This is a genomic window from Erwinia sp. Leaf53 (genome assembly GCF_001422605.1).
In the GTDB taxonomy this organism is placed as follows: Bacteria; Pseudomonadota; Gammaproteobacteria; order Enterobacterales; family Enterobacteriaceae; genus Erwinia.
Window position 1 is genome coordinate 238189 of sequence record NZ_LMLK01000024.1, and the last position, 23442, is coordinate 261630.

Below are 23442 nucleotides of genomic sequence, written 5' to 3' on the forward strand. Positions count from 1 at the left end.
CCAGTTGCCCGGGAAGCCCTCTGTAAAAGCGCTTGTGCTGAACCAATATCATCAGCTGCCTGAAAAGGCGGGGTTTCCCCCGCCTCCAGGTTGCTACTTACCGGATCCGCAGACCATAAAGGCTGCCACCTCCCTGGTTTCATCCCGGTAACGGATTTCGCACAGCGATTTCCGCGTCAGGGCAGTGAATATCAACAGCGTTAAACACACCGTTAACACGCACCAGAACAGGGTACTGCGTGGCAGTTTCATGGTCGGCATCTCCTTGCCTTGCGGCAGGTAAGAGGCTATCCTGATGATGTGTGGTCATACAGGGGCCTCGGGGTTAATTGGAAAATTAACGTCGGGGCTTTCTGCATTCTGCCTCACATCCACTGACACTGTTGCCAGCAACCTGAGGCAGAAGCCTCAAGCGCCGCGCTGATTATACCGCCTTTATAATTCCAGTAATTGTCGTAAAAAATCCAAAAATCAGCGGTTCCGCCAGTTGAGCGGTGAGCCAAACTTCTCGACAAAAAAATCCACCGTTGCCCGTACCTTTAGCGGCAGGCGTCGCGATTTGGGCCAGACGGCGGCGATCTGCGGCTGCTCCAGGGTAGTCGCACACTCAAAGCCCTCCAGCAGATTAATCAGCCTGCCGCTGCTCAGGTGTTCACCACACATCCAGTCGGGGAACAGCACCATTCCCATGCCGTTCAACGCCGCCGTCAGCAACGTGTCGGCATTGTTCGAGGTCAACACCGGATTCAGGGGATAGTGCCGCCAGCTTTCCTGTCCACGGCGGAAGTACCAGCGGTTCAGCCCCTGCGGGCCGTTAAAGGCCAGGCTGCGGTGAGCGGCGAGATCCTCAGGCGTTTCCGGCCTGCCGTAGCGCGCTACGTAAGCGGGTGACGCCAGCAGCGAGTTGATCTGCGGGCCAAAGATCCTCGCCTGCAGGCCGGAGTCGGCCAGCACGCCAATGCGAAAAATCAGATCGGCCCCTTCACGATGCGGCTCGATATAGCTGTCGGTCTGGGTCAGATCGACGCGGATGCGCGGATAGCGCTGATAAAGCTCGGCCAGCCACGGCGCAATATGCCGCTGACCAAACACCACCGGCGCGTTAATGCGCACCAGACCAGACGGTTCGCTCTCTTTCTCCTGCAGTTCGGCCTGGGCGTCAGCGAGTTGTGCCAGCAGGGTGCGGGCATGGGCTGCAAAGATACTCCCAGCTTCCGTCGGCACCACCGCGCGGGTGTTACGGTGGAACAACTGCTGGCCCAGTGAGCTTTCCAGCTGGTTGATGGTACGCGTCACCAGCGACGCGGAAACGTCTTCCCTGCGGGCAACCAGTGAAAAACTTTGCAGGTCGAAAACGGCGACAAACAGGCGCAGCGCGCGGAAGTCGATCTGGTTTAGCATGTTCATCTCATCGGAATATGAAAAAGTATTTTCTGCATTATAGCGTTTTTCAACATAACCAGTTCGGCTACCCTACTGCTCCTTTTTGAGCGAAGACATTGTCCTGATGCAAATACTGTTAATTATTCTGGTGGTACTGGCCGGCATGGGTTTGTCGGTAGAAGGCGGCCTGCTTGGCCCGCTGGGTGGGGAGGTCGGGCATCTGTGGGCGACCTTCAGCATTTTTGGCATCGGCACCGCGCTGGCGTTTTTGCTGATGCTGTTTTTCGGCCCGCGCGACGCGCCCTCCTTCTTCTCCCGACCCGGCTGGCAACTTACCGGGGGGATTTTAGGCCCGGGGTATGTGGTGATCCTGACTCTCGCCTCACCGGTGATCGGACTGGCGATGACCATGATCGGCATTCTTGCCGGGCAGATTTTTAAGAGCCTGGCCATCGATCATTTTGGCTGGTTCGGCAGCCCGCGCAGGCCGGTTAACGCCAGAAGGCTGGTTGCTCTGCTGCTGATTGTTGTTGCGCTGGGGCTGATTGCCGGAGGTAAAGCATGATTTTACTGATGATCTTACTGAGCCTGGTGGGCGGTGCGCTGCTGAGTATTCAGGCCGCGATCAACGGCAGGCTGGGCAGCGCGGTAGGCACCTTCCGCAGCGCGTTTCTGACCTTTGCTATAGGTGCGCTGATCACCGCGCTGTTAATCGTCTTCTTTGAGCCCAAACAGACGGTGACGTTGCTGGATGTGCCGAAATGGCAGCTGCTCGGTGCGCTGTTCGGCGTACCCTATGTGGCAATTATGGCGTTTGCGGTGCCGCGCATCGGCTCAGCGGTGGCGACCGTGGCGGTGATTACCGGGCAGATTGCCATGAGCCTGATGATTGACAGCTTTGGCTGGCTGGGTAACGCGCAGATCCCGTTCTCTGGCAGTCGCGGGCTGGCGGTGCTCTGTCTGGTGCTGGCGCTGTGGTTTATCTACACCAGCAATACGACTAAGGAAAGCGAGGCCGACTGATGATTGAGAGGTCATTGACTTCAATCGGTAATCTGGAAGACAGAAAAAGGGCTTCCCGATGTTAAGAGAAGCCCTTTATAAAGACGCTTGTGACGCCCTGGCATCATCAGTTTCCTGAAAAGGCGGGGTTTCCCCCGCCTCCGGGTGGCTACTTACCGGATCCACAGGCCATGGATGCCGTCCCTGAAGCCATCTTTATAGCGGATTTCGCACAGCGACTTCCGCATCAGGCCGGTGAATATTAACAGCGTTAAACACACCATTAATACGCACCATAACAGGGTACTGCGTGGCAGTTTCATGGCAGGCTTCTCCTTGCCTTGCGGCAGGTAAGAGGCTATCCTGATGGTGTTTGGTCATACAGGGGCCTCGGGGTTAATGGGATAGATTAACTTCGGGGCTTTTCTGCATTCTGCCTCACACCAACCGGCACTGCTGCCAGCAGCCTGAGGCAGAAGCCTCAAGCGCCGCGCTGATTATACCGCCTTTAAGATTCCAGTAATCGTCGTAAAATATCCAAAAATAGCCGGCGTTCGGTTCGGCCTGACGTTCGTCACGTTGCTTTCTGGCAGCAGCCTGCCAGATGATTGATGATCGGGCAGTCGGCGCTGTCATCGCCGGGGCAGCTGGCGGCGAGATCCAGCAGGCGCTGGCGCATCTCTGTTAGCTGTTGGATATGGTTCTCAATTTCGCTGACTTTCTCCAGGGTGCGTGCCTTAACGTCGGCGCTGTGCCGGGCGGGATCGTTAAACAGCCCGACCATTTCGCGGCACTCGTCAAGGTTGAACCCCACCTGGCGCGCCTGGCGCAGCAGCGTCAGCTCTTCCAGATGTTTCGGCCCATAGGTACGGTAGCCGTTGTCGCCGCGCAGCGGCGGCGTGACCAGCCCCTTCTCTTCGTAGAAACGGATCGCTTTACTGGTTAATCCGGTCTTTTTCGCCACATCGCTGATATTCATCGCTTCTCCACAGGCTGGCCGTATCTCTGTCATCACTCTTATTCTACATATCCTCAGGTATCACGCACGCCTGCTGCCGCCGCTGGCAGACGCAGGCCTGATAGCCGCTGCCACGCCGAAAAAAACCAGACGCACACGTTGCTTACCCGGTTACTCAGCAACACTCGCCGCTGGCAGACCCGATGCCCGCAGCAGTGCAGGCAAACCCGCGGCATAGCGTGTGGATCCTGTTCTTCACGTTAACATTTGACCTTCCCCTTGCGGGAAGGTTTAACCTTGTCTGTGATGTCCCACTCACAGGAGAGAATTATGACCGATACCATTCATCTTGCGCTGGATGGCCTGACCTGCGGCCACTGCGTAAAACGCGTAAAAGAGGCGCTGGAAAAACGCGATGACGTGCAGCATGCAGACGTTACGGTCGATGCAGCGCAGGTAACCGGCAGTGCCAGCGGTGAAGCGCTGATCGCCGCGGTTGAATCCGCGGGTTATCACGCCACGCTGGCCACGGAGGCCGCGCGCCCAAAGGCTGACCCGCTGACAGAATCAGAATCTCAGCCGGAAGCGCTGACAGCGGCGGCGTCGAAGCTTCCGGCGAAAATGACCGGCATGCACAGCGCTGCAACGCAACCGCTGCGCGTTGTCGGCATCCAGCCCGCCGTGCGCGCGAAGCAGGCTGGTCGGGATGCGCTTTCTGCCAAAGCAGGCAAAACCGAAGAGAGCATTCAGGCCCCGGCGGCGGGGATAACCGACAGCAGCAGCCAGGCTAAGTCGGCGATGCCCGACGACAGCCACCAGCTGCTGATCGAGGGAATGAGCTGCGCCAGTTGCGTCAGCCGGGTGGAGAAGGCGTTAACAAACGTGCCCGGCGTCCGTCAGGCACGCGTCAATCTGGCCGAACGCAGCGCCCTGGTGCAGGGTACGGCCACGCCGGCCATGCTGACTGAGGCCGTGAGCCGCGCCGGCTACGGCGCGGAAATTATTGAAGATGAAGGCGAGCGCCGCGAGAAGCAGCAGCAGAGCGCGCTGGCGGCGATGCGCCGTTTCCGCTGGCAGGCGGCCCTCGCGTTAGCGCTGGGTATTCCACTGATGATCTGGGGGATGCTCGGCGACAATATGATGCTGACCGCCGACAACCGCAGCCTGTGGCTGGGGCTCGGCGTCCTGACGTTAATGGTGATGGTGGTAGCCGGTGGCCATTTCTACCGCAGCGCCTGGCGTAGCCTGCGCAACGGCGTGGCGACCATGGATACGCTGGTAGCACTGGGCACGGGCGCGGCCTGGCTCTACTCCTTCAGCGTTAACCTGTGGCCGCAGTGGTTCCCGATGGCGGCGCAAAACCTTTATTACGAAGCCAGCGCGATGATTATCGGGCTGATTAATCTTGGCCATATGCTCGAACAGCGGGCACGGCAGCGCTCCTCCAGGGCGCTGGAGCGGCTGCTGGATCTGACCCCGCCTGTCGCCCGCGTGGTGACGGAAAACGGTGAACGCAGCCTGCCGCTGAGCGAGGTGCAGCCGGGGATGACGCTGCGGGTCAATACCGGCGATCGCGTGCCGGTGGACGGCACCATCGTGCAGGGCGAGGCGTGGCTGGATGAGGCGATGCTGACCGGCGAAGCGCTACCGCAGCAGAAGGCGGCGGGCGATACGCTGCACGCGGGAACGGTGATGCAGGACGGCAGCGTGCTGTTTACCGCCGATGCCGTAGGTAAGAACACCACCCTGGCGCGAATTATTCAGCTGGTACGCCAGGCACAGAGCAGCAAGCCGGAAATCGGCAGGCTGGCGGACCGCATCTCGGCGGTGTTTGTGCCGGTGGTGGTGGCCATTGCGCTGGTCAGCGCGGCGGTCTGGTACCTGTCTGGCCCGGCACCCCAGCTGGTCTACACCCTGGTGGTTGCCACCACCGTGCTGATCATCGCCTGCCCCTGTGCACTCGGCCTGGCCACGCCGATGTCGATTATCGCCGGCGTCGGCCGCGCCGCCGAGTTTGGCGTGCTGGTGCGCGATGCCGACGCATTGCAGCAGGCCAGTACGCTGACCACGCTGGTGTTTGATAAAACCGGCACCCTGACCGAAGGGGCACCTAAAGTGGCCGAGGTGCTGCTGTTTAACGGTGCGGAGCTGTCGCAGGTGCAGCTTCAGGCCGCAGCGCTGGAGCAGGGCTCCGGCCACCCGCTGGCCCGGGCTATTCTCAGCCACGCCGGGCTGGCGACGCTGCCGGAGGTCGCTCAGTTCCGTACCCTGGCGGGCCTGGGCGTCAGCGGCTTACTTGACGGTGTGCCGCTGCTGCTGGGCAACCGGGCGCTGATGGAGCAGCAGCAGATAGACACCGCACCGGTTGCGGCCGCGCTGGAGCAGCAGGCCAGCCTGGGCGCGACGCCGGTGCTGCTGGCCGCCGCAGGGCGCATCGTGGCGCTGTTCGCCATCCGCGACCCGCTGCGCAGTGAGAGCGTTAACGCGCTGCGACGCCTGCACCAGCGTGGCTATCAGCTGGTAATGCTGACCGGCGACAATCAGCTGACCGCGCAGGCGGTGGCCCGTGAAGCCGGCATCGATCGGGTGATTGCCGGGGTGCTGCCGGACGGTAAAGCGCAGGCGATTCGCGAACTGCAGCAGCAGGGCCAGCGGGTGGCGATGATCGGCGACGGTATCAACGATGCCCCGGCGCTGGCGCAGGCCGACGTCGGCATCGCCATGGGCGGCGGCAGCGACGTGGCAATTGAAACCGCGGCGATCACGCTGATGCGCCAGGATCTGAATGCGGTGGTGGATGCGCTGGCGATCGCTAATGCCACGCTGCGTAATATGAAACAGAATCTGCTGGGCGCCTTTATCTATAACGCCTGCGGCATCCCGATCGCCGCCGGCGTGCTCTATCCACTGACCGGCACCCTGCTCAGCCCGGTGGTGGCCGGGGCGGCGATGGCGCTGTCGTCGATTACCGTGGTCAGCAACGCCAACCGCCTGCTGCGCTTCCGGCCGCCGCAGGATAAGGTGTAAAATCACGCGGTTGTAATCTGTCCATCAGTCACTTATCAGGCTAGCATGGGGGTTCCGGGGCTATAAGGTGGAAGAGAAGCGATGGGCAAATTTATCCGCGACCTGCGGGCGTGCTGGCGCAGGATCTGGCAGGAACCCTGTGGTTACCCTGCGCTGGATATTACCCTGCCCCACTGCCAGCTGCATCTGGTCGGCAGCATCCATATGGGCACCCGCACCATGCAGCCGCTGCCTGAGGCGCTGCTGGCCCGGCTGGCGCAGGCCGATGCGCTGATTGTGGAAGCCGATATCACCCACGCCGCCTCGCCGTTTTCTGAAGCCGAGGTCTGCGCGCCGCTCGCGGAGCGGCTGACGCCGCAGGCGTTCAGCGATCTGCAGCAGCGTTGTGAAGAGCTGGGGATCGACGCGGCCCGCGTGGAGACGCTGCCCGCCTGGCAGGTGGCGCTGATGCTGCAGGCGCAACAGGCGCAACGTCTCGGGCTGCATGCCGACTGCGGAATTGACTACCAGCTGCTGCGGGCTGCCCGGCAACAGCAAAAACCGATTATCGAGCTGGAAGGAGCAGAAACCCAGCTGGCGCTGCTGAAATCACTGTCGGATAACGGCTTACCGCTGCTGCTGGATACCCTGCAGCACTGGCAGGTGAACGCCCGCCTGCTACAAACTATGATCGGCTGGTGGCTGGCTACGCCGCCGCGGCACCGCGACCGCTTCGCCCTGCCGGATACGTTCAGCAGCGGGCTTAACGAGCTGCTGATGCACCAGCGCAACCGCCAGTGGCAACAGACGCTGCGCCAGCTGCCGCCGGGGCATTATGTGGTGGCGGTCGGGGCGCTGCATCTTTACGGGGACGGCAATCTGCCCGACCTGCTGCAGGAAAAATAAAAAAAATGGCCGGTATCACTACCGGCCAGTCAATAAGGAAATTTTTATGATTTTGGTTGTCAGCCAGCACGGGTGCTGACGCGGGGCAGATTGTCGCGCAAAGTGCACTTTTTCGCCAGTACTTTTATTCATCAAATCAAGACTTGTGACTCACCAGCATAAAAGAGGGATGACCGCGATGACGCCGGCAGTAAAACTTCTCGAAAAACATAAAATTAATTTCACCATCCACGCGTATGAGCACGACAGTAACGAAACCCATTTTGGTGAAGAGGCGGTACGGAAACTCAATCTGGACGCCGCGCAGGTGTACAAAACCCTGTTGGTGGCGCTGAACGGTGACAACAAAACCCTCGCAGTGGCGGTGACGCCGGTTGCCGGGCAGCTGGACCTGAAAAAGGTGGCGAAGGCGCTGGGCGCGAAAAAGGCCGAGATGGCCGATCCGCAGGCGGCGCAGCGCAGCACCGGCTACCTGCTGGGGGGCATCAGCCCGCTGGGGCAGAAAAAACGGCTGCCGACGGTGATTGACCAGCCGGCGCAGGCGTTTGCCACCCTGTTTATCTCCGGCGGCAAACGCGGGCTGGATCTCGAACTGGCCCCCGGCGATCTGGCGGCGCTGCTCGATGCGCGCTTTGCGGATATCGCTAAACACGATTAGTCAGCAGTCTGCGCAATCAGCTGGTCGATCATCCAGCGCCCGGCCGGGCCTGGCGGTGCGCGCCGGGACCAGGCAACGTCCACCTGGATGCGCTGCGGCCAGCCCGCCACCGGCAGCTCGCGCAGCTTCTGATGACCAAACTGTTCGTCCATCCAGCGCGGCAATACCGTCCAGCCAAATCCCTGCTCGGCCATCTCCAGCAGCAGCAGGTAGGAATCTGCCAGCCAGACCTTTCCACCGGATACCGGCACCGGCGCGGTCATCAGCCGCAGCCTGAGCTGCCGTTCGCGCTGCAGATCCGCTTCGCTGACCAGCGGCTGTTGCGCCAGCGGGTGGTCGCGGTGCAGGTAGATCGCCATCTGCGCTTCAACCTGCAGGCGCTGCACGCTGATATCGGCCGGATAGCGCGGCTGCACCCGTATCACGCCAACGTGCGCCCGCCCGCTCTGCAGCAGGTCAATCACATCGTCGTCTTCGGCAATCATGCACTCGAACTCAATCTCCGGGTAGCGGCTGGCCAGCCGCTGCAGCAGCCGTTCGTGGTGATCGGCCTGCCAGAAATCAGAAATCGCCAGCCGCAGGTGCGGCTCCACCTCGCCGGCCAGCCTTATCGCCAGGTCATCCAGCTTTGCCGACGCCGCGAGGATCGCCTGCACCTGGGCCAGCGTGCGCTGGCCGTTTTCGGTCAGCACCGGCGTGCGCGCCTCACGGTTAAACAGCGCGTAGCCGAGATCGCTTTCCAGGTTGGCGATGGCGGTGCTGATGGTCGACTGGCTTTTACGCAGCGCGCGGGCCGCGGCCGAAAAGGAACCGCTTTCAACGGTTTGCACAAAGGCTTCGAGAGATTCCGGGGAGTAGCGCATTAATGTATCGCTTTTATCGATGGATATTCATTTTATCTTAGCAGAAAAATCACAGAAAATAGCCGCTGTCACGGGCCGGAAGCGGGCCCGCCCAGGCAGGCGAAGTGAGAGTTAACAGACAGGAACGTCGCCGTCTGCCGTTAAACCTTAAGGAGTTACCATGTCTGTACGCACGCTGAAAGAGCGAATTTTACACGCGGTCGGTTTTGAAGCCGTCGCGCTGGCGATCGTTGCCCCCACCGCCGCCTGGCTGATGGATAAGCCCCTGTTTCAGATGGGTGCGCTGGCGATTATGCTGTCCACGGTGGCAATGCTGTGGAACATTATTTACAACGCCGGTTTCGATCGCCTGTGGCCGCGCGAGCGCGTTACCCGCGGCCTGAAGCTGCGCGTGGCCCATGCGCTGGGCTTTGAGGGCGGTTTTATTCTGATCGGCCTGCCGCTGGCCGCGTGGATGCTGGATATCGGCCTGCTGCAGGCGTTTATGATTGAGATCGGTTTCTTCCTGTTCTTCCTGCCGTATACCGTGGTGTACAACTGGGTGTATGACAAACTGCGCGACCGTCTGATCGGCGCGCGTCAGAAGCGCGCCGCCTGTCGGTCATAACGCCCGCGTGGCGTAATCAAAAACGGGTTCTCGTCATGGTGAAGAGAACCCGTTTTTTTATGCCCTTAGCAGCCGGTCATTGCGGCCTGTTCCGCATCCTAATCCGCCTGTTATTTTGCGGATGCCGTCGCGGCGTTGGCCGGACCATTCACCGGCGGTGAGGAGGTAGCAGGCAGATCGCTTTTCGCCGTTGCGTCCTGCCCGGATGCCGCACTCTCTGCCTGACGATAGACAATCTCCCCGTGCGGCTGGTAGTCGGCCGCCTTCAGCGGCGAGTGGCCCGCGATGTACTGCTTCAGCACTTCGGCATCAACAAAACCGGTATTAACGTAGCTGGGCTGTTTGTCGACCGCCGGCCAGCCGTCACCGCCGGTGGCGTTAAAGCTCAGCGTCGCCATGCGATAGGTTTTATCCGCCTGCAGCGGCTCACCGTTAATCTTCACTTCGCTGACCCCCTTGCCATCGGCCACCAGGCTGACACGGGCAAACTGGGCGTAAGCACCGGAATCCACCTGCTTGTTGGCCACCACCGCCAGATACTGCTCAACCTCGCGGCCGGTCATCTCCACGTACACCAGCGTATTACCAAACGGCTGCACCTTAAGCACGTCTTTGTAGGTGATATTCCCTTCGTCAATGGAATCACGCACGCCGCCGCCGCTCATCGCCGCAAAATCGGCGTTGGTCCGTTCAATCTGCCCCTCAAGGATCAGCCGCGCCATGTTGGTCTGCACAAAGCGCACTTTGCTGCGATCCCCCTCCAGCCGCCCGTCGGTGCTGCCGATTTTTACCCCCAGCTGCGCTTCACCCTTTTTCTGGAACGGGGTCAGCAGCTTCATCATCGCTGGATTTTTGGCAATTTCCGGCGTGTAGTTCACCCAGGTGGTGCTGCCGTCAGCGTTGGTGACCTTATGCCTGAGGTTGATCGGCACCAGCTCGTAGTGTTCAAGACTGAGCTTGCCGTTGCGGAAGGTGAAGTCCGCACGGCCAATGTATTTGCCCCACTCGTGCGCCTGTACGATCCAGGTGCCGTTCTGCCGGTCCGGCACACACGGGGTACCCGGCACGTAGTCGGCCTGTTTCACATTCTCTTTTGCCATGCAGACCGGGTCCTGCGAGTGGCCGCCGACGATCATATCCAGGTAACCTGCGGGCAGGGCACGTGCCATTTCAACGTCACCCGGTGCGTTAGAGCCATGGTTGCCGTTATCGTAGTGGCCCATATGGGTGGCGGCGATAATCACGTCCGGCTTCTCTTTTTTACGTAACGCCTCCACCACCTTTTTCGCCTCATCCGCCGGCTTATGGAATACGATGTCGGTGAAGTTTTCCGGATTGCCGATTTTGGCGGTGTCGTCGGTGGTCAGGCCGATCACCGCAATTTTCAGCCCCATGCGGTTAAACAGCGCATAGGGCTGGAACAGGCGCTTGCCGGTACTTTTTTCATAGATATTGGCCGAGAGCAGTGGAAACTTCGCCCATTTCTGCTGCTGGCGCAGCACCGACAGCGGGTTATCAAACTCATGGTTGCCGATCGCCATCGCGTCATAACCGATCAGGTTCATGCCGCGGAAATCCGGCTCGGCGTCCTGCAGGTCTGATTCCGGCACCCCGGTATTGATATCGCCGCCGGAGAGGATCAGCGTGGCCCCACCGTGCGCCTGCACCTCCATGCGGATCTGGTCCATCATGGTTTTCTGCGCGGCCAGGCCGTACTCGTCGCGTTCGTTGTTCCAGAAACGACCGTGGTGATCGTTGGTGTGCAATACGGTAAATTTATAGGTGCGATCTTTGACCCACGCCTGCGCCATTAGCGGGGCGCTCACCAGTGCCAACGCCAGCACGCTGAGGATCTGTTTTTTTACTGCCGCCATCTGCCTCTCCTTGTTGAATAACCGCGATTGCCCTGACCGGGCAGTGATGAAAAATCAGACAAACGGCCGCGCCGTTCATCAAGGGTGTAATTATGCCGCAGGCATAGATCAAAAAAGTCATTATCACGCACAAGATAGTTGGTTATAAAGGAAGATTCCCTGCAGTTCACCCATTAAAACAGATAACGATGACAGGTTAATTTTATGGCAAGCGAACGTACTCTCTCCTCCCCGCCCGCCGCACCGGCGCGGCGTACCGCCTTTGGCATTCTTGGCGCTATCAGCGTTGCCCACCTGCTGAACGATATGTTGCAGGCGCTGATCCTGGCGATCTACCCGCTGCTGCGCGCCGACTTTTCGCTGAGCTTTGTACAGATCGGCCTGATCACCCTGACCTTTCAGGTCACGGCCTCGCTGCTGCAACCGGTGATTGGCTGGTACACCGATAAACACCCGCAGCCGTGGTCACTGCCGATTGGCATGGGCTTTACCCTGGCCGGGCTGGCGCTGCTGGCCACCGCCGGCAGCTTCCCTATGATCCTGCTGGCGGCAGCACTGGTCGGCACCGGTTCGTCGGTGTTCCACCCGGAGTCGTCGCGGGTGGCCCGTATGGCCTCCGGCGGGCGTCACGGGCTGGCCCAGTCGCTGTTCCAGGTCGGCGGTAACGCCGGCAGCGCGCTCGGCCCGCTGCTGGCCGCGCTGGTGATTGCCCCTTACGGCCGCGGTAACGTCGGCTGGTTTACGCTGGCCGCGCTGCTGGCGATTGTGCTGCTGCTGCAAATCAGCCGCTGGTATCAGGCGCAGCACCGCGCGGTGAAGAGCCAGCCGGCACCGGCCGTCAGCCCGCTGCCGCGCCGCAAGGTAGCACAGGCGATTAGCATCCTGCTGCTGCTGGTATTCTCCAAGTACTTCTACCTCACCAGCCTGAGCAGCTATTACACTTTCTACCTGATGCAGAAATTCAGCCTGTCGGTGCAGAGCGCCCAGCTGCACCTGTTCGTGTTTCTGTTCGCCGTGGCGGCCGGTACGGTGATCGGTGGGCCGATCGGCGATAAGATTGGCCGTAAGCGGGTGATCTGGGCGTCGATTCTCGGCGTCGCCCCGTTTACCCTGCTGCTGCCGCACGTCGGATTGTGGTGGACCGGCGCGCTGTCGGTAATTATCGGCTTTGTGCTGGCGTCGGCCTTCTCGGCGATTCTGGTCTACGCCCAGGAGCTGATGCCGGCGCGTATCGGTATGGTTTCAGGGCTGTTTTTCGGTTTTGCCTTTGGTATGGGCGGCATCGGGGCGGCGGTGCTTGGCCTGGTAGCCGACCACACCGGTATCGAACGGGTCTATCAAATCTGCGCTTATCTGCCGCTTCTCGGCATTCTCACCGCTTTCCTGCCTGATAACCGCCATAAATAGTCCCTTACCGGTGCAAATGAGTGAAGTTTGCACCGGTTCATACGGCGGTAACATCAGTCCTGTTCGCCGATAAGTGGGAGAAATCGCACGTTCTGCCTGGTTTACCGCTGTGGCTGATATTTTTTTCGATTATGGCCAATTATTACAAGCGCCTCACCCGATTATGCCATACACTGAAAACTTACAACTGGACACAATTTTTGCTCCGATTAATTCCAGTTGCAGGAAAACGGCAAGCCCGTCAGTCCCGCGGGCACTCGCCAGTGCCTGTCATATTCAGCTCCCGGATGGGGCTGATTCGCCAGGTACCGCCAGCGTATCTGCAACGCGAAGTATGACGACCAGGCATTTAAAGGAGACAGGCATGCACCATACTACCCCGCTTATCACCACCATTGTCGGAGGCTTAGTTCTCGCCTTCCTCTTCGGTATGCTGGCTCACCGCCTGCGCATCTCTCCTCTAGTCGGTTATCTGCTGGCCGGCGTGCTGGCCGGCCCGTTTACGCCGGGTTTTGTCGCCGATACCAATCTGGCCCCCGAACTGGCCGAGCTGGGCGTGATCCTGCTGATGTTTGGCGTTGGTCTGCACTTCTCGCTAAAAGATCTGATGGCGGTAAAGTCGATTGCCATTCCCGGTGCTGTCGCCCAGATTGCGGGTGCCACGGTGCTGGGAATGGGGCTGTCATGGGCGCTGGGTTGGTCGATAATGACCGGGCTGGTGTTCGGGCTGTGCCTGTCCACCGCCAGTACCGTGGTGCTGCTACGTGCGCTGGAAGAACGGCAGCTTATTGACAGCCAGCGCGGACAGATCGCCATCGGCTGGCTGATTGTTGAAGACCTGGTGATGGTGCTGGCGTTAGTGCTGCTGCCTGCCATCGCCGGGATGTTCGAAGAGGGCAAGGCCAGCGTGACGCTGGTGCTGTGGGACCTGCTGCTGACCATCGGCAAGGTGGTGGCCTTTATGGTGCTGATGATGGTGGTGGGCCGCCGGGTGGTACCGTGGATCCTGGCGCGCAGCGCCGCCACCGGCTCGCGTGAGCTGTTTACCCTGGCGGTGCTGGCCCTAGCGCTGGGTATCGCTTTTGGCGCGGTGGAGTTCTTCGATGTTTCCTTTGCATTAGGTGCCTTCTTCGCGGGTATGGTGCTGAACGAGTCTGAGCTAAGCCACCGGGCGGCGCACGATACGCTGCCGCTGCGCGATGCGTTTGCCGTGCTGTTCTTTGTGTCGGTCGGCATGCTGTTCGACCCGATGATCCTGGTGCAGGAGCCGCTGGCGGTGCTGGGCGCGCTGGCGATTATCGTGCTGGGTAAGTCACTGATTGCCCTGTTCCTGGTACGGCTGTTTGGCCACTCCAGGCGCACAGCGTTGACCATCTCCGTCAGCCTGGCGCAGATCGGTGAGTTTGCATTTATTCTTGCCGGGCTCGGCGTCAGCCTTAATCTGCTGCCGGAAACCGGCCGTAACCTGGTGCTGGCCAGCGCCATCCTGTCGATCATGCTGAATCCGATTCTGTTTGCCCTGCTGGAACGCTATCTGCAGAAAGCCGAAACCGTCGAAGAGCAAACCCAGGAAGAAGCGATCGAGGAAGAGAAGCAGATCCCGGTTGACCTGTGCAACCATGCGGTGCTGGTCGGCTACGGCCGCGTCGGCAGCCTGCTGGGCAAGCGGCTGACGGAAGCCGGGATCCCAATGGTGGTGGTGGAGAACAGCCGCCCGCGCGTGGAAGCGCTGCGTGAGCAGGGTATCCGGGCGGTGCTGGGCAATGCCGCTCGCGAAGATACGATGGACCTGGCGCGACTCGACTGCGCGCGCTGGCTGCTGCTGACCATTCCTAACGGCTACGAAGCCGGGGAGATCGTCACCGCCGCCCGGCAAAAACGCCCCAACATTGAGATTATTGCCCGCGCCCATTACGACGACGAGGTCGACTATATTATGGAACGCGGTGCCGACCGCGTGGTGATGGGCGAGCGGGAAATTGCCAACAATATGCTCAATCTGATTCTGGTCGAGCCGGAAGAGACTAAAGCCAGCGAGTGCCCGATCTGACAGTCGCCGGATAACGGTTAAACGCGCCCCTGTGTTTAGCCGTTATCTGATGCCCGCCCGGGAAACGTGAACAGTACCTTCGTCGGTTGGGTGTCCAACCTTTAGGGTGCAATTCAGACGGGCGGGCCTCTGCGATTAACACGCTTACAGGGAAAAACGGCGCGCTTTACAGGCTTCGTTGATCCCCATGTCGATGCTTACCGTTCCCAGTAAGACTCTTCCAGGCTGTCTTCGCGCTCCGGCAGGCCGCGGGTCAGGCGCGGGGAGTGCTGGTTCAGCACCTGATAGCTGACGCGGTTGGCGTATTTACACACCTGGGCCAGCGACGAGTAGGTCAGGTAGCTGCGGCCATGCTTGCTCGAGTTGGGCACGTTGCTGCGGTGAAAGTTATTGGCGGTGATGTCGTGTAATAACGCCGCCAGCGCACCGTCCCCTGCCCCGTTGGTGTTCATGATCTTCTCCGGCCCGCCCATGTACGGCGCAATGTGCGAGTAGATGCGCAGCGGCTGCTCACAGTCCTGGTGGCGCATCGCGCGGCTGAACTCATACTGGTTAAACTCGGCAATCGCCCCCGGCAGCAGCGGGTGCTGGGTGGTGCGTTTGCCGGACTCTTCGGTAAAGCCCGCCATATACAGCCCGTTCGGCCCGGCGGTACAGAGCACCAGGTCAACCCAGTCGAGGGCGATATTGGCCGCCTGCAGCGGATCGCGCTCGCCGGTCAGCTCAAAGGCTTCATCCTCATTCATCGCCACGATCGAAACGTGGTCGCGCAGGAAATCACGCCAGAACTGCGGGTTGTCGGCAATCACGTATTTGGTGCCCAGCGTCAGCACCACCGGCACGTTATGCTTTTTGGCATAGCTAATCGCCTGCATGGTGGCGGCGGGCATCGGTTCGCCCGGTTTGCAGCGCACTAAATAGGAGGTCAGCACCAGCGCCGATGCGCCGGCGATCACCGCTTCCGGCACGCTCTCCGCCCGCAGCTGGTTCATCATCCCCGGACTGATGGCGAAGGTGCGTTCGCCGTTATCGCCAATCAGCGTAAAGCAGCGGCCGATAGCGCCGTCCACGCCCTGAAGGTAGTTAAGATCGGTACGGCTGGAGGTGTTGCACAGGTAACGGTAAGCATAGCCGCCGATCTGCACGTTATTGCACATCACGCCGAGCAGCACCGAGCGGTCGTCCGCCAGCACCGAGTAGTTATGCAGGGTGTTACCGATGGTGCCGCCGGCAAACTGGTGGGCAATCAGGTTTTCGCGCACCAGCTCGGCGTACAGCGCCTCGGCCACGTCATCTTCAATCACCAGCGAGTGGCCGAAGCTGAGGCCGTAGCGGGTGACGAAGTCATCGTCCACCTTCGCTTCAATATCCACGAGGATCTGGTCAATACCGACGATCCAGCTGCTGGCCGACTCGTTTTCCGGCTGGACCGGTTGCAGCAGCGGGTCGCGCGCGCTGACGGGGAAATAGTGTTTGGACTTACGTTTGCCGGGGAATTTCATAATTGCTGACTACGGGCAGGGAAACAGAGGGCGATGATAGCACAGTTGCGCAACGCGTTGACCGTCTCAGCAACCGGTCGGGCGGATTTGCGCAATCCGGTGGCGTTTCGCGGGCCGTAAGCAGGCCTCGGGGATTTGGCAGGTCTGCCAGGTCTGATTAATGCCTCTGGCACAGCGGTAACGGCAACAGGGCCGTTAACGCTTATCGCCGGTGAAAAGCCTGACTCAGCACAGACTGGCTTATCAGCTGCCGTTCACCGGCGGGGGCCGTCAACGGTAAGCGTTAACCAGCTCCAGCATCATGGTGATGTGTTCTTCGTCGTCGTTCAGCGCCGGAATATATTCAAAGCGCGTGCCGCCCGCGTGCAGGAAGATCTCGCGGTTTTCTCCGTTGATCTCTTCCAGCGTTTCCAGACAGTCAGAGGAGAAGCCCGGGCTCATAATCTGCACGTGCTTAATGCCTTTGGCCGGCAGCCCCTTCATGGTTTCGTCGGTGTACGGCATCAGCCAGGGTTCGCGGCCAAAGCGCGACTGGAAGGTGAGCATCGCTTCGCTTTCACCGAGGCCAAGCGCGGCCTTAAGCGCGTCGAAGGTGTCATAGCAGCGCTGCGGATAATCATCACCCTCGTCGGCAAAACGCTGCGGTATGCCGTGGAAGGAACCCACCAGCAGGTCCGGCTTGCCGTGTTGCGTAAACGAACGTTGCACTGAAGCGGCCAGCGCGGCGATATAGGCCGGATGCTCGGCGTAGTCGCGGATAAACTGCACGGTCGGCAGGCTACGATAGCCGGCAAAGACTTTTGTAATACCGTCCCAGACCGCGGCAACGGTGGAACAGGAGAACTGCGGGTAAAGCGGCAGCACGATCAGCCGGTTTACGCCCTGCGCCATCAGCTGATCCAGCGCGCTTTTCAGGCTCGGGTTGCCGTAAGACATCCCCAGCGCCACCGGCATGTCCAGCCGGGCGGCCAGCGCATCGCGCTGGCGCTTGCTGTAAACCAGCAGTGGCGAACCTTCTTCCGTCCACACCGAGGCGTAGAGCTTCGCTACGCGCGGTGAGCGAATCGGCAAAATACCGAGATTCAGAATCGGCCACCACAGCCAGCGGGGCGAATCCACCACGCGCGGGTCACTGAGGAACTGTTTCAGGTAGCGTTTGACGGCGGGCGTGGTGGGGGCATCAGGCGTGCCTAAATTCACCAGCAGTACACCGGGCTTATCTTGCCGCATGGTTCATCCTTTCATGGCAAACGGAGGAAATGAAAACGAGGCTTATTCTAGCGGAAAATGGCGGGGGATGTAGCTGTTGCTGTAACAGGGGCCGACAATCGTCGGCCCCGGAACGGATTAACCGAGGATTTTAGCCAGCTCGGCGCTGACTTCGGCTACCTTACGGGTGCCGTCGATCTTGTGGTACGCGGTGTTACCGGCGGCCGCTTCTTTGCTGTAGTAAGCAATCAGCGGTGCGGTCATCTGATGGTATTCCACCAGGCGCTTACGCACGGTCTCTTCCTGATCGTCCTTACGGGTGGTCAGCTCTTCGCCGGTCGCATCGTCTTTACCTTCAACCTTCGGTGGATTGAAGGTGACGTGGTAGACGCGGCCAGAAGGTGTGTGCACACGGCGGCCAATAATACGCTCAACGATCAGTTCGTCAGGTACCGCGAATTCCAGCACGTTGTCGACCCTGATACCGGCGTCCTTCATGGCATCCGCCTGAGGGATGGTGCGCGGGAAGCCGTCCAGCAGGAAACCGTTGCGGCAGTCTTCCTGAGCGATGCGCTCTTTGACCAGCGCAATCACCAGTTCGTCAGTCACCAGTTTACCGGCATCCATAATCTCTTTGGCCTGCAGCCCCAGTTCTGAGCCTGCTTTCACTGCAGCACGCAGCATGTCACCGGTGGAGATTTGCGGAATACCGTATTTCTCCATAATAAACTGGGCCTGAGTCCCCTTTCCTGCACCCGGAGCCCCGAGCAGAATAATACGCATTGCGTAAATCCCCTTGCGAATTGCTTTAAAGTTCATGATATCTGAGGGCAAGAACATACCATCATGCCCCGCGCATCACAAGGTAACAGGAACTTATCCCGCATCGGCCAGGCCCGCCGGCGCGCCCTGTCGGCGAACATGCAGGCTCTGTGAGATCACCGCGATGATAATGATGCCACCGCCAATAACTGCCTGAATCGTCGGCACTTCACCAAGGAACAGAAACATCCATAACGGTGCCAGCGCGGTTTCCAGCAGCAGGAACAGCCCGGCGTTGGCCGGTGAAACAAATCGCGTCGACAGCGTAATTAATCCCATCGCCAGCGGCATAACCAGCGCACCTTCGGCCACTACCCAGCCAACCTGCGCCGGGCTGAGCTGTTCCAGGCCGCTGACCAGCGTGCCGCCGGACCACAGTGCGATCAGGACCGAAGCCAGTACCGCACCCAGCGAAGGCAGCACCAGCGTTCCGCCGCTGACCCGCGAGCTGAAGATAAAGGCCAGCGCCATTGAGACCGCCGTACCCAGCGCAAACAGGTTGGCGACGGCGCTGTCATCAACGCCGCGGCCGGACATTACGATCGTCACCCCAGTCATTGCCGCCAGCGCGGCCAGCATGACGCTGCGGTCGCTTTTTATGCCGAAAAACAGCCGGGAAATAAGCGCAGAGATAAACGGCGTGGCGGAGATAATCACCAGCACGGTTGCCACGTTGCCGCGGTTCAGCGCGTTAACAAAGCAGGCCGATGAGACGCAAAAAAACAGCGTGGAGAGCACGTTGTCCCTGGTCAGCCAGGGCGAGCCAAGCATGCTACGGCTCTGCCGCCAGCAGCACCACACCAGCAGGCAGGTCCCCCACATCAGCACGCCTCTGAGGGCGACGATCAGCCAGGAGTCGGCAATACCCATCATGCGGATAAACACCGAATCGGTGCTGAGGATGATCCCACCCAGAATACCGATCATATTGCCGTTCAACGGCAGCATATTGCTCATTTTTCATCTCCCAAAATTCTCCCGATTTCCATTCCCGGCACGGCCGTGAAACGGCCGAAGGGACAGCAGGCTACGTTATTGTGCAGTGAACCTCCGCTGTACTGAGCGGAGATACACAGGACCCCCCTGTAACTTCAGATAACAGACTGACACAGTGCTACCCGTGATTCTCCTGTGAACGTGATGATAACCAGTTGAGAGTAGGGAAAACGGGCTGGACTTTAAAATGATATAAACAGACACTTACTGTGAATTTTTCTAACAGGGCAGGCCTATGCCAGGACTTCCATCACTGCGCGCGCTGCGCTATTTTCACCAGGCAGCGCTGCATCAAAGTTTCAGCCTGGCGGCGCAGTCGCTCAACGTGACGCACAGCGCGGTCAGCCATCAGATCAAGCTGCTGGAGGAGTGGCTGGGTAAACCGGTGTTTTTACGAACCAGTGGCCGGGTGCAGCTGACGTCGGACGGGGAGCGCCTGAAGGTGTGCTGCATGCAGACCTTCAGCCAGATTGAGACCACCTGTGAGAAGATCCGCGCGCGCAATCTGCACAGCCTGACCGTATCCTGCGCGCCGAGTTTTCTGGCGCAGTGGCTGATCCCGCGCATCAGCCGCTTCAGCGAGCGCCACGGTGAGATCGCGCTGACCTTTCAAACCCACGTCGATATCGATAAGGTACGCAGCGAACACACCGACGTGCTGATCCTCAGCCACGAGCAGGCGTTGCAGGAGGATATTGCCGCCACGCCGATCGCCGTCGATAGCATCGGCCCGGTGTGCGCCCCCTCCCTGGTTAAAGGCTTTACCGTTGAAACCGACTTCTCCACCCTGCCGCTGCTGCATGCCGATACCAAACCGCATGCGTGGGCCGAGTGGGCGAAAAAGACCGGTGCGCGCGGGGATTTCTGGGCCGGACGCCACTTTGATAACCTGACGCTGGCGATTCAGGCTGCGCGCAACGGCATGGGCATCATCATGACGCCGCAGATCCTGGTGAAGAAAGAGATCCGGGAAGGCACGCTGATTGCACCGCTGGGCTTTGCCGAAGTGGATCGCGCTACCTGGATGATGGTGAAAGCCTCGCGCAGCGAGGAGCGGGAGATCGGCCTGTTCCGCCGCTGGCTGCTGGAGGAGGCGGTGCTGGCGGGCTGAGTCACTGCAGGAATGCAGGCGGCAACGCCGCGAGGCGTCCAGAGCAGCAGGGAAAACGCTGCTGACATCAAACAGGGAGGTTGCGAAGGCATAAAAAAACCGCCGCTGAGCAGCCCCAGCGGCGGTTTTTATTGCCGACAGCGTAGCGGTCGGTTAGCCCAGCAGCAGCTGGTTCATGCGGCGGATAAACTGGTTAGGGTCATCCAGCGTGCCTTTCTCGGCTAACAGCGCCTGCTCCAGCAGCAGCTCGATCCACTCGGCGAAGCGCGCTTCATCCTGGGTATCGGCCGCGCGTTTCACCAGCGCGTGGTCCGGATTCAGCTCGAACAGGTATTTCACCTCAGGGACGTCCTGGCCCGCCGCGGCGAACAGCTTGGCCATCTGGGTGCTCATATCGCTGGCTTCGGTGGTAACGATAGCCGGGGTGTCGGTCAGACGGTGGGTCAGACGCACCTCTTTTACGCGCTCGCCCAGCAGCGTTTTCACACGCTCCACGAACGGCTCCAGCGCCTTACCGGCCTCTTTCTGCTCTTCGGTTTCGTCGTCCGCCAGCTTGTCCAGCGACTCGTCGGCCTTGCTCACCGACTGGAACGGCTTACCGTCGAACTCGGTCAGATAGCTCATCATCCATTCGTCGATGCGATCGGAGAGCAGCAGCACTTCGATGCCTTTCTTGCGGAACAGCTCCAGGTGCGGGCTGCTCTTGGCGGCGGCGTAGCTGTCAGCGGTGATGTAGTAGATTTTCTCCTGCCCTTCGACCATGCGGGTCAGGTAATCTTCCAGCGACACGGTCTGCGCCGCACCGTCGCTGCTGGTGGAGGCGAAGCGCAGCAGCTTAGCAATAGTTTCAATGTTAGCGCTGTCTTCCGCCGGGCCTTCCTTCAGCGCCAGGCCGAACTGCTGCCAGAACGACTGATACTTCTCTTCGTCATCCTTCGCCACTTTCTCCAGCATCTGCAGCGAGCGCTTAGTCAGTGCACCGCGCAGGGTCTGGGTGATACGGCTGTCCTGCAGGATTTCGCGGGAGACGTTGAGCGGCAGATCGCTGGAGTCGATCAGGCCTTTGACGAAGCGCAGGTAGTTCGGCATGAACTGCTCTGCGTCGTCCATGATAAACACGCGCTGCACGTAGAGCTTCAGGCCGTGCTTGTGATCGCGGTTCCACATGTCCCACGGCGCTTTGGCCGGGATATAGAGCAGGCTGGTGTATTCCTGCTTGCCTTCCACGCGGTTATGGCTCCAGGTCAGCGGGTCGCTGAAGTCGTGTGCCACGTGCTTGTAGAACTCTTTGTACTCGTCTTCGCTGACGTCAGACTTGTTACGCGTCCACAGCGCCTGTGCCTTGTTGATCTTCTCCCAGCTGGTGGTGTCTTCTTCTTCGTTGCGGGATTCGATCTCAACCGGCAGGGCGATGTGGTCTGAGTATTTGCTGATGATGCTGCGCACGCGCCAGGCGTCGAGGAACTCGTCTTCGCCTTCGCGCAGGTGCAGGGTGATCTCGGTGCCGCGATCGGCTTTTTCAATCTCTGCCAGGGTGTATTCGCCCTCGCCGGCGGACTCCCAGAACACGCCTTCATCCGCCGCTGCACCGGCCGCGCGGGTACGCACGGTCACTTTGTCCGCCACGATAAACGCCGAGTAGAAGCCAACGCCGAACTGGCCGATCAGCTGGCTGTCTTTCGCCTGGTCTGAACCCAGTGATTCGAGGAAGGATTTGGTGCCGGATTTGGCGATGGTGCCAAGGTTTTCAATGACTTCGTCACGACGCATACCGATGCCGTTATCGCTCAGCGTCAGGGTGCGTTTTTCCTTATCAACGGAAACCCGCACGCGCAGCTCACCGTCACCCTCGTAGAGATCCGGGGTGGACAACGCGCGGAAACGCAGCTTGTCGGCGGCGTCCGAGGCGTTGGAGATCAGCTCACGCAGGAAGATTTCTTTGTTTGAATAGAGCGAGTGGATCATCAGGTGCAGCAGCTGCTTCACTTCTGACTGGAAGCCACGGGTCTCTTGTCCTTTCATGGTCATTGCTACCTCAACTAAAAACAGGTTGATGAACGTTGAGACCAGAGATGGGGACGGGAAAAAACTATTTCAAGGCGGCACGAGAGCTCGTGCCGTTGATTGTTCAGAAAATCATCTTGCGACGACCGGCCAGCGAGTGCGACAGCGTGGTGCCGTCAACCATCTCCAGTTCGCCGCCCACCGGCACGCCGTGGGCGATGCGGCTGGCTTCCACGCCATACTGCTCACACAGGCTGGCGATGTAGTTGGCGGTTGCCTCCCCTTCCACCGTCGGGTTGGTGGCGAGGATCAGTTCCTGAATCGACTCACGCTCCAGCCGCTGCTCCAGCCTGTCCAGGCCGATATCGTTCGGACCGATACCGTCCAGCGGCGACAGGTGCCCCATCAGCACAAAGTAGCGGCCGGCAAACTGCCCGGTCTGCTCAATGGCATGAATGTCGGCCGGGGTTTCCACCACACAGATCAGGCCGTTCTGCTGCCGCCGCGGGTTAGCGCAGATGGTGCAGATCTCCTGTTCGGTGAAGGTGCGGCAGTCGGCGCAGTGGCCAATTTCGGACATGGCGCGGGTCAGCGCCTGCGCCAGCCGCATGCCGCCGCTGCGGTCCCGCTGCAGCAGCTGGAACGCCATACGCTGGGCCGATTTCGGCCCAACGCCCGGCAGGCAGCGCAGCGACTCCATTAAGGCTTCAAGGAGCGGGCTGGTCTGCATCAGAACGGCATCTTGAAGCCAGGCGGCAGCTGCATACCGGAAGAGACGCCGGCCATCTTCTCTTTCTGCGCTTCGGCTACGCGGCGTGCGGCGTCGTTAAATGCTGCGGCGACCAGGTCTTCCAGCATATCTTTGTCATCTTCCAGCAGGCTCGGGTCAACTTCCACGCGACGGCAGTTGTGCGCACCGTTGATGGTGACCTTAACCAGACCGGCACCGGACTCGCCGGTCACTTCCATCGCGGCGATCTCTTCCTGCACCTGCGCCATTTTGTCCTGCATCTGCTGGGCCTGCTTCATCAGGTTGCCCAATCCGCCTTTACCAAACATAGGTTCTCTCTCTTAAGCTCAGGCC

22 protein-coding genes and 2 pseudogenes are annotated in these 23442 nt (G+C 60.2%); 9 read left to right on the forward strand and 15 right to left on the reverse strand.

Features of this window, described 5'->3' with window-relative positions:
* Positions 1–93: 93 nt before the first annotated feature.
* From ASF13_RS19555 to ASF13_RS19560, 3 genes and pseudogenes are all read right to left on the reverse strand, one after another.
* Positions 94–252 (reverse strand): type I toxin-antitoxin system Hok family toxin, encoded by a 159-nt coding sequence (locus tag ASF13_RS19555; protein WP_056240364.1) that lies wholly within the window; start codon positions 250–252, stop codon positions 94–96.
* Positions 209–310 (reverse strand): annotated as a pseudogene (locus ASF13_RS25075) (DUF5431 family protein); the annotation flags it as partial. The gene ASF13_RS19555 and the pseudogene ASF13_RS25075, both read right to left, overlap by 44 nt.
* 161 nt (positions 311–471) lie before the next feature.
* The gene (locus ASF13_RS19560; protein ID WP_056240368.1) at positions 472–1407 is read right to left on the reverse strand and encodes a LysR family transcriptional regulator; all 936 of its coding nucleotides are present in this window, start codon (positions 1405–1407) and stop codon (positions 472–474) included.
* Between the two features lie 100 nt (positions 1408–1507).
* On the opposite strand from ASF13_RS19560, the gene ASF13_RS19565 reads away from it, so the two are divergent.
* Together ASF13_RS19565 and ASF13_RS19570 are read left to right on the forward strand one after the other, a co-directional pair.
* Positions 1508–1948, forward strand: coding sequence for a DMT family transporter (locus ASF13_RS19565; protein WP_056240371.1), 441 nt, complete (start codon positions 1508–1510; stop codon positions 1946–1948).
* Positions 1945–2406 (forward strand): DMT family transporter, encoded by a 462-nt coding sequence (locus ASF13_RS19570; RefSeq protein ID WP_056240374.1) that lies wholly within the window; start codon positions 1945–1947, stop codon positions 2404–2406. Before ASF13_RS19565 ends, ASF13_RS19570 begins: the two co-directional genes overlap by 4 nt.
* Positions 2407–2558: 152 nt before the next feature.
* Here the strand turns inward: ASF13_RS19570 and ASF13_RS19575 are convergent, their stop codons facing one another.
* The 3 genes and pseudogenes from ASF13_RS19575 to cueR all read right to left on the reverse strand — a co-directional run bounded on the left by ASF13_RS19575 (position 2559) and on the right by cueR (position 3364).
* Positions 2559–2708, reverse strand: coding sequence for a type I toxin-antitoxin system Hok family toxin (locus ASF13_RS19575; RefSeq protein WP_056240376.1), 150 nt, complete (start codon positions 2706–2708; stop codon positions 2559–2561).
* Positions 2665–2766, reverse strand: a pseudogene (locus ASF13_RS25080) (DUF5431 family protein); the annotation flags it as partial. The pseudogene ASF13_RS25080 and the gene ASF13_RS19575, both read right to left, overlap by 44 nt.
* Before the next feature lie 193 nt (positions 2767–2959).
* Positions 2960–3364, reverse strand: a complete 405-nt coding sequence (cueR, locus tag ASF13_RS19580) for a Cu(I)-responsive transcriptional regulator (protein WP_056240379.1) — start codon at positions 3362–3364, stop codon at positions 2960–2962.
* 309 nt (positions 3365–3673) lie between these two features.
* Here cueR and copA point away from each other — a divergent pair, with 309 nt between their 5' ends.
* From copA to ybaK, 3 genes are all read left to right on the forward strand, one after another.
* Positions 3674–6370, forward strand: a complete 2697-nt coding sequence (copA, locus tag ASF13_RS19585) for a copper-exporting P-type ATPase CopA (protein ID WP_056240382.1) — start codon at positions 3674–3676, stop codon at positions 6368–6370.
* A gap of 81 nt (positions 6371–6451) precedes the next feature.
* Positions 6452–7255: a TraB/GumN family protein gene (locus ASF13_RS19590; RefSeq protein WP_056240385.1), complete on the forward strand. Its 804-nt coding sequence runs from the start codon at positions 6452–6454 to the stop codon at positions 7253–7255.
* Between the two features lie 178 nt (positions 7256–7433).
* Positions 7434–7913, forward strand: coding sequence for a Cys-tRNA(Pro)/Cys-tRNA(Cys) deacylase YbaK (ybaK, locus tag ASF13_RS19595; protein WP_056240570.1), 480 nt, complete (start codon positions 7434–7436; stop codon positions 7911–7913).
* Here the strand turns inward: ybaK and ASF13_RS19600 are convergent.
* Positions 7910–8776, reverse strand: a complete 867-nt coding sequence (locus ASF13_RS19600) for a LysR family transcriptional regulator (RefSeq protein ID WP_056240388.1) — start codon at positions 8774–8776, stop codon at positions 7910–7912. The genes ybaK and ASF13_RS19600 overlap by 4 nt on opposite strands.
* A gap of 160 nt (positions 8777–8936) precedes the next feature.
* Between ASF13_RS19600 and ASF13_RS19605 the strand changes: the two genes are divergently transcribed.
* The gene (locus tag ASF13_RS19605; protein WP_056240392.1) at positions 8937–9383 is read left to right on the forward strand and encodes a multidrug/biocide efflux PACE transporter; all 447 of its coding nucleotides are present in this window, start codon (positions 8937–8939) and stop codon (positions 9381–9383) included.
* A 110-nt stretch (positions 9384–9493) separates the two neighbouring features.
* Here the strand turns inward: ASF13_RS19605 and ushA are convergent, their stop codons facing one another.
* Entirely contained in the window at positions 9494–11257 is a 1764-nt protein-coding gene (ushA, locus tag ASF13_RS19610) for a bifunctional UDP-sugar hydrolase/5'-nucleotidase UshA (RefSeq protein ID WP_056240394.1), read from the reverse strand.
* Between the two features lie 204 nt (positions 11258–11461).
* Here ushA and ASF13_RS19615 point away from each other — a divergent pair, with 204 nt between their 5' ends.
* Both ASF13_RS19615 and ybaL read left to right on the forward strand, forming a co-directional pair.
* Positions 11462–12664 (forward strand): MFS transporter, encoded by a 1203-nt coding sequence (locus ASF13_RS19615; RefSeq protein WP_056240396.1) that lies wholly within the window; start codon positions 11462–11464, stop codon positions 12662–12664.
* 364 nt (positions 12665–13028) lie between these two features.
* The gene (ybaL, locus tag ASF13_RS19620) at positions 13029–14714 is read left to right on the forward strand and encodes a YbaL family putative K(+) efflux transporter (protein WP_056240398.1); all 1686 of its coding nucleotides are present in this window, start codon (positions 13029–13031) and stop codon (positions 14712–14714) included.
* 197 nt (positions 14715–14911) lie between these two features.
* On the opposite strand, the gene ASF13_RS19625 is transcribed toward ybaL, so the two are convergent.
* The 4 genes from ASF13_RS19625 to ASF13_RS19640 all read right to left on the reverse strand — a co-directional run bounded on the left by ASF13_RS19625 (position 14912) and on the right by ASF13_RS19640 (position 19204).
* A complete protein-coding gene (locus tag ASF13_RS19625) occupies positions 14912–16216 on the reverse strand; it encodes an inosine/guanosine kinase (RefSeq protein WP_056240404.1) in 1305 nt (434 codons plus the stop codon).
* A gap of 270 nt (positions 16217–16486) precedes the next feature.
* Positions 16487–17446: a ferrochelatase gene (gene hemH, locus ASF13_RS19630; protein ID WP_056240410.1), complete on the reverse strand. Its 960-nt coding sequence runs from the start codon at positions 17444–17446 to the stop codon at positions 16487–16489.
* 117 nt (positions 17447–17563) lie between these two features.
* Positions 17564–18208, reverse strand: a complete 645-nt coding sequence (gene adk / locus ASF13_RS19635; RefSeq protein WP_056240573.1) for an adenylate kinase — start codon at positions 18206–18208, stop codon at positions 17564–17566.
* Positions 18209–18301: 93 nt separating this feature from the next.
* Positions 18302–19204: a DMT family transporter gene (locus ASF13_RS19640; protein WP_056240413.1), complete on the reverse strand. Its 903-nt coding sequence runs from the start codon at positions 19202–19204 to the stop codon at positions 18302–18304.
* 274 nt (positions 19205–19478) lie between these two features.
* Here ASF13_RS19640 and ASF13_RS19645 point away from each other — a divergent pair, with 274 nt between their 5' ends.
* Positions 19479–20354, forward strand: coding sequence for a LysR substrate-binding domain-containing protein (locus tag ASF13_RS19645; RefSeq protein ID WP_056240418.1), 876 nt, complete (start codon positions 19479–19481; stop codon positions 20352–20354).
* Between the two features lie 153 nt (positions 20355–20507).
* Here ASF13_RS19645 and htpG read toward each other — a convergent pair whose 3' ends face one another.
* From htpG to ASF13_RS19660, 3 genes are all read right to left on the reverse strand, one after another.
* Positions 20508–22382, reverse strand: a complete 1875-nt coding sequence (htpG, locus tag ASF13_RS19650) for a molecular chaperone HtpG (protein WP_056240420.1) — start codon at positions 22380–22382, stop codon at positions 20508–20510.
* Between the two features lie 100 nt (positions 22383–22482).
* On the reverse strand, positions 22483–23088 hold the full coding sequence (gene recR / locus ASF13_RS19655) for a recombination mediator RecR (protein WP_056240423.1): 606 nt from the start codon (positions 23086–23088) through the stop codon (positions 22483–22485).
* Positions 23088–23417: a YbaB/EbfC family nucleoid-associated protein gene (locus tag ASF13_RS19660; RefSeq protein ID WP_056240426.1), complete on the reverse strand. Its 330-nt coding sequence runs from the start codon at positions 23415–23417 to the stop codon at positions 23088–23090. The genes recR and ASF13_RS19660 overlap by 1 nt, the downstream gene beginning before the upstream one ends.
* Between the last annotated feature and the right edge of the window lie 25 nt (positions 23418–23442).

Bases quoted from the DNA above. Each gene is read 5' to 3' on its own strand.
- ASF13_RS19555 (WP_056240364.1), bottom strand. From the start codon at position 252: ATGAAACTGCCACGCAGTACCCTGTTCTGGTGCGTGTTAACGGTGTGT.
- ASF13_RS19560 (WP_056240368.1), bottom strand. From the start codon at position 1,407: ATGAACATGCTAAACCAGATCGACTTCCGCGCGCTGCGCCTGTTTGTC.
- ASF13_RS19565 (WP_056240371.1), top strand. From the start codon at position 1,508: ATGCAAATACTGTTAATTATTCTGGTGGTACTGGCCGGCATGGGTTTG.
- ASF13_RS19570 (WP_056240374.1), top strand. From the start codon at position 1,945: ATGATTTTACTGATGATCTTACTGAGCCTGGTGGGCGGTGCGCTGCTG.
- ASF13_RS19575 (WP_056240376.1), bottom strand. From the start codon at position 2,708: ATGAAACTGCCACGCAGTACCCTGTTATGGTGCGTATTAATGGTGTGT.
- cueR (WP_056240379.1), bottom strand. From the start codon at position 3,364: ATGAATATCAGCGATGTGGCGAAAAAGACCGGATTAACCAGTAAAGCG.
- copA (WP_056240382.1), top strand. From the start codon at position 3,674: ATGACCGATACCATTCATCTTGCGCTGGATGGCCTGACCTGCGGCCAC.
- ASF13_RS19590 (WP_056240385.1), top strand. From the start codon at position 6,452: ATGGGCAAATTTATCCGCGACCTGCGGGCGTGCTGGCGCAGGATCTGG.
- ybaK (WP_056240570.1), top strand. From the start codon at position 7,434: ATGACGCCGGCAGTAAAACTTCTCGAAAAACATAAAATTAATTTCACC.
- ASF13_RS19600 (WP_056240388.1), bottom strand. From the start codon at position 8,776: ATGCGCTACTCCCCGGAATCTCTCGAAGCCTTTGTGCAAACCGTTGAA.
- ASF13_RS19605 (WP_056240392.1), top strand. From the start codon at position 8,937: ATGTCTGTACGCACGCTGAAAGAGCGAATTTTACACGCGGTCGGTTTT.
- ushA (WP_056240394.1), bottom strand. From the start codon at position 11,257: ATGGCGGCAGTAAAAAAACAGATCCTCAGCGTGCTGGCGTTGGCACTG.
- ASF13_RS19615 (WP_056240396.1), top strand. From the start codon at position 11,462: ATGGCAAGCGAACGTACTCTCTCCTCCCCGCCCGCCGCACCGGCGCGG.
- ybaL (WP_056240398.1), top strand. From the start codon at position 13,029: ATGCACCATACTACCCCGCTTATCACCACCATTGTCGGAGGCTTAGTT.
- ASF13_RS19625 (WP_056240404.1), bottom strand. From the start codon at position 16,216: ATGAAATTCCCCGGCAAACGTAAGTCCAAACACTATTTCCCCGTCAGC.
- hemH (WP_056240410.1), bottom strand. From the start codon at position 17,446: ATGCGGCAAGATAAGCCCGGTGTACTGCTGGTGAATTTAGGCACGCCT.
- adk (WP_056240573.1), bottom strand. From the start codon at position 18,208: ATGCGTATTATTCTGCTCGGGGCTCCGGGTGCAGGAAAGGGGACTCAG.
- ASF13_RS19640 (WP_056240413.1), bottom strand. From the start codon at position 19,204: ATGAGCAATATGCTGCCGTTGAACGGCAATATGATCGGTATTCTGGGT.
- ASF13_RS19645 (WP_056240418.1), top strand. From the start codon at position 19,479: ATGCCAGGACTTCCATCACTGCGCGCGCTGCGCTATTTTCACCAGGCA.
- htpG (WP_056240420.1), bottom strand. From the start codon at position 22,382: ATGACCATGAAAGGACAAGAGACCCGTGGCTTCCAGTCAGAAGTGAAG.
- recR (WP_056240423.1), bottom strand. From the start codon at position 23,088: ATGCAGACCAGCCCGCTCCTTGAAGCCTTAATGGAGTCGCTGCGCTGC.
- ASF13_RS19660 (WP_056240426.1), bottom strand. From the start codon at position 23,417: ATGTTTGGTAAAGGCGGATTGGGCAACCTGATGAAGCAGGCCCAGCAG.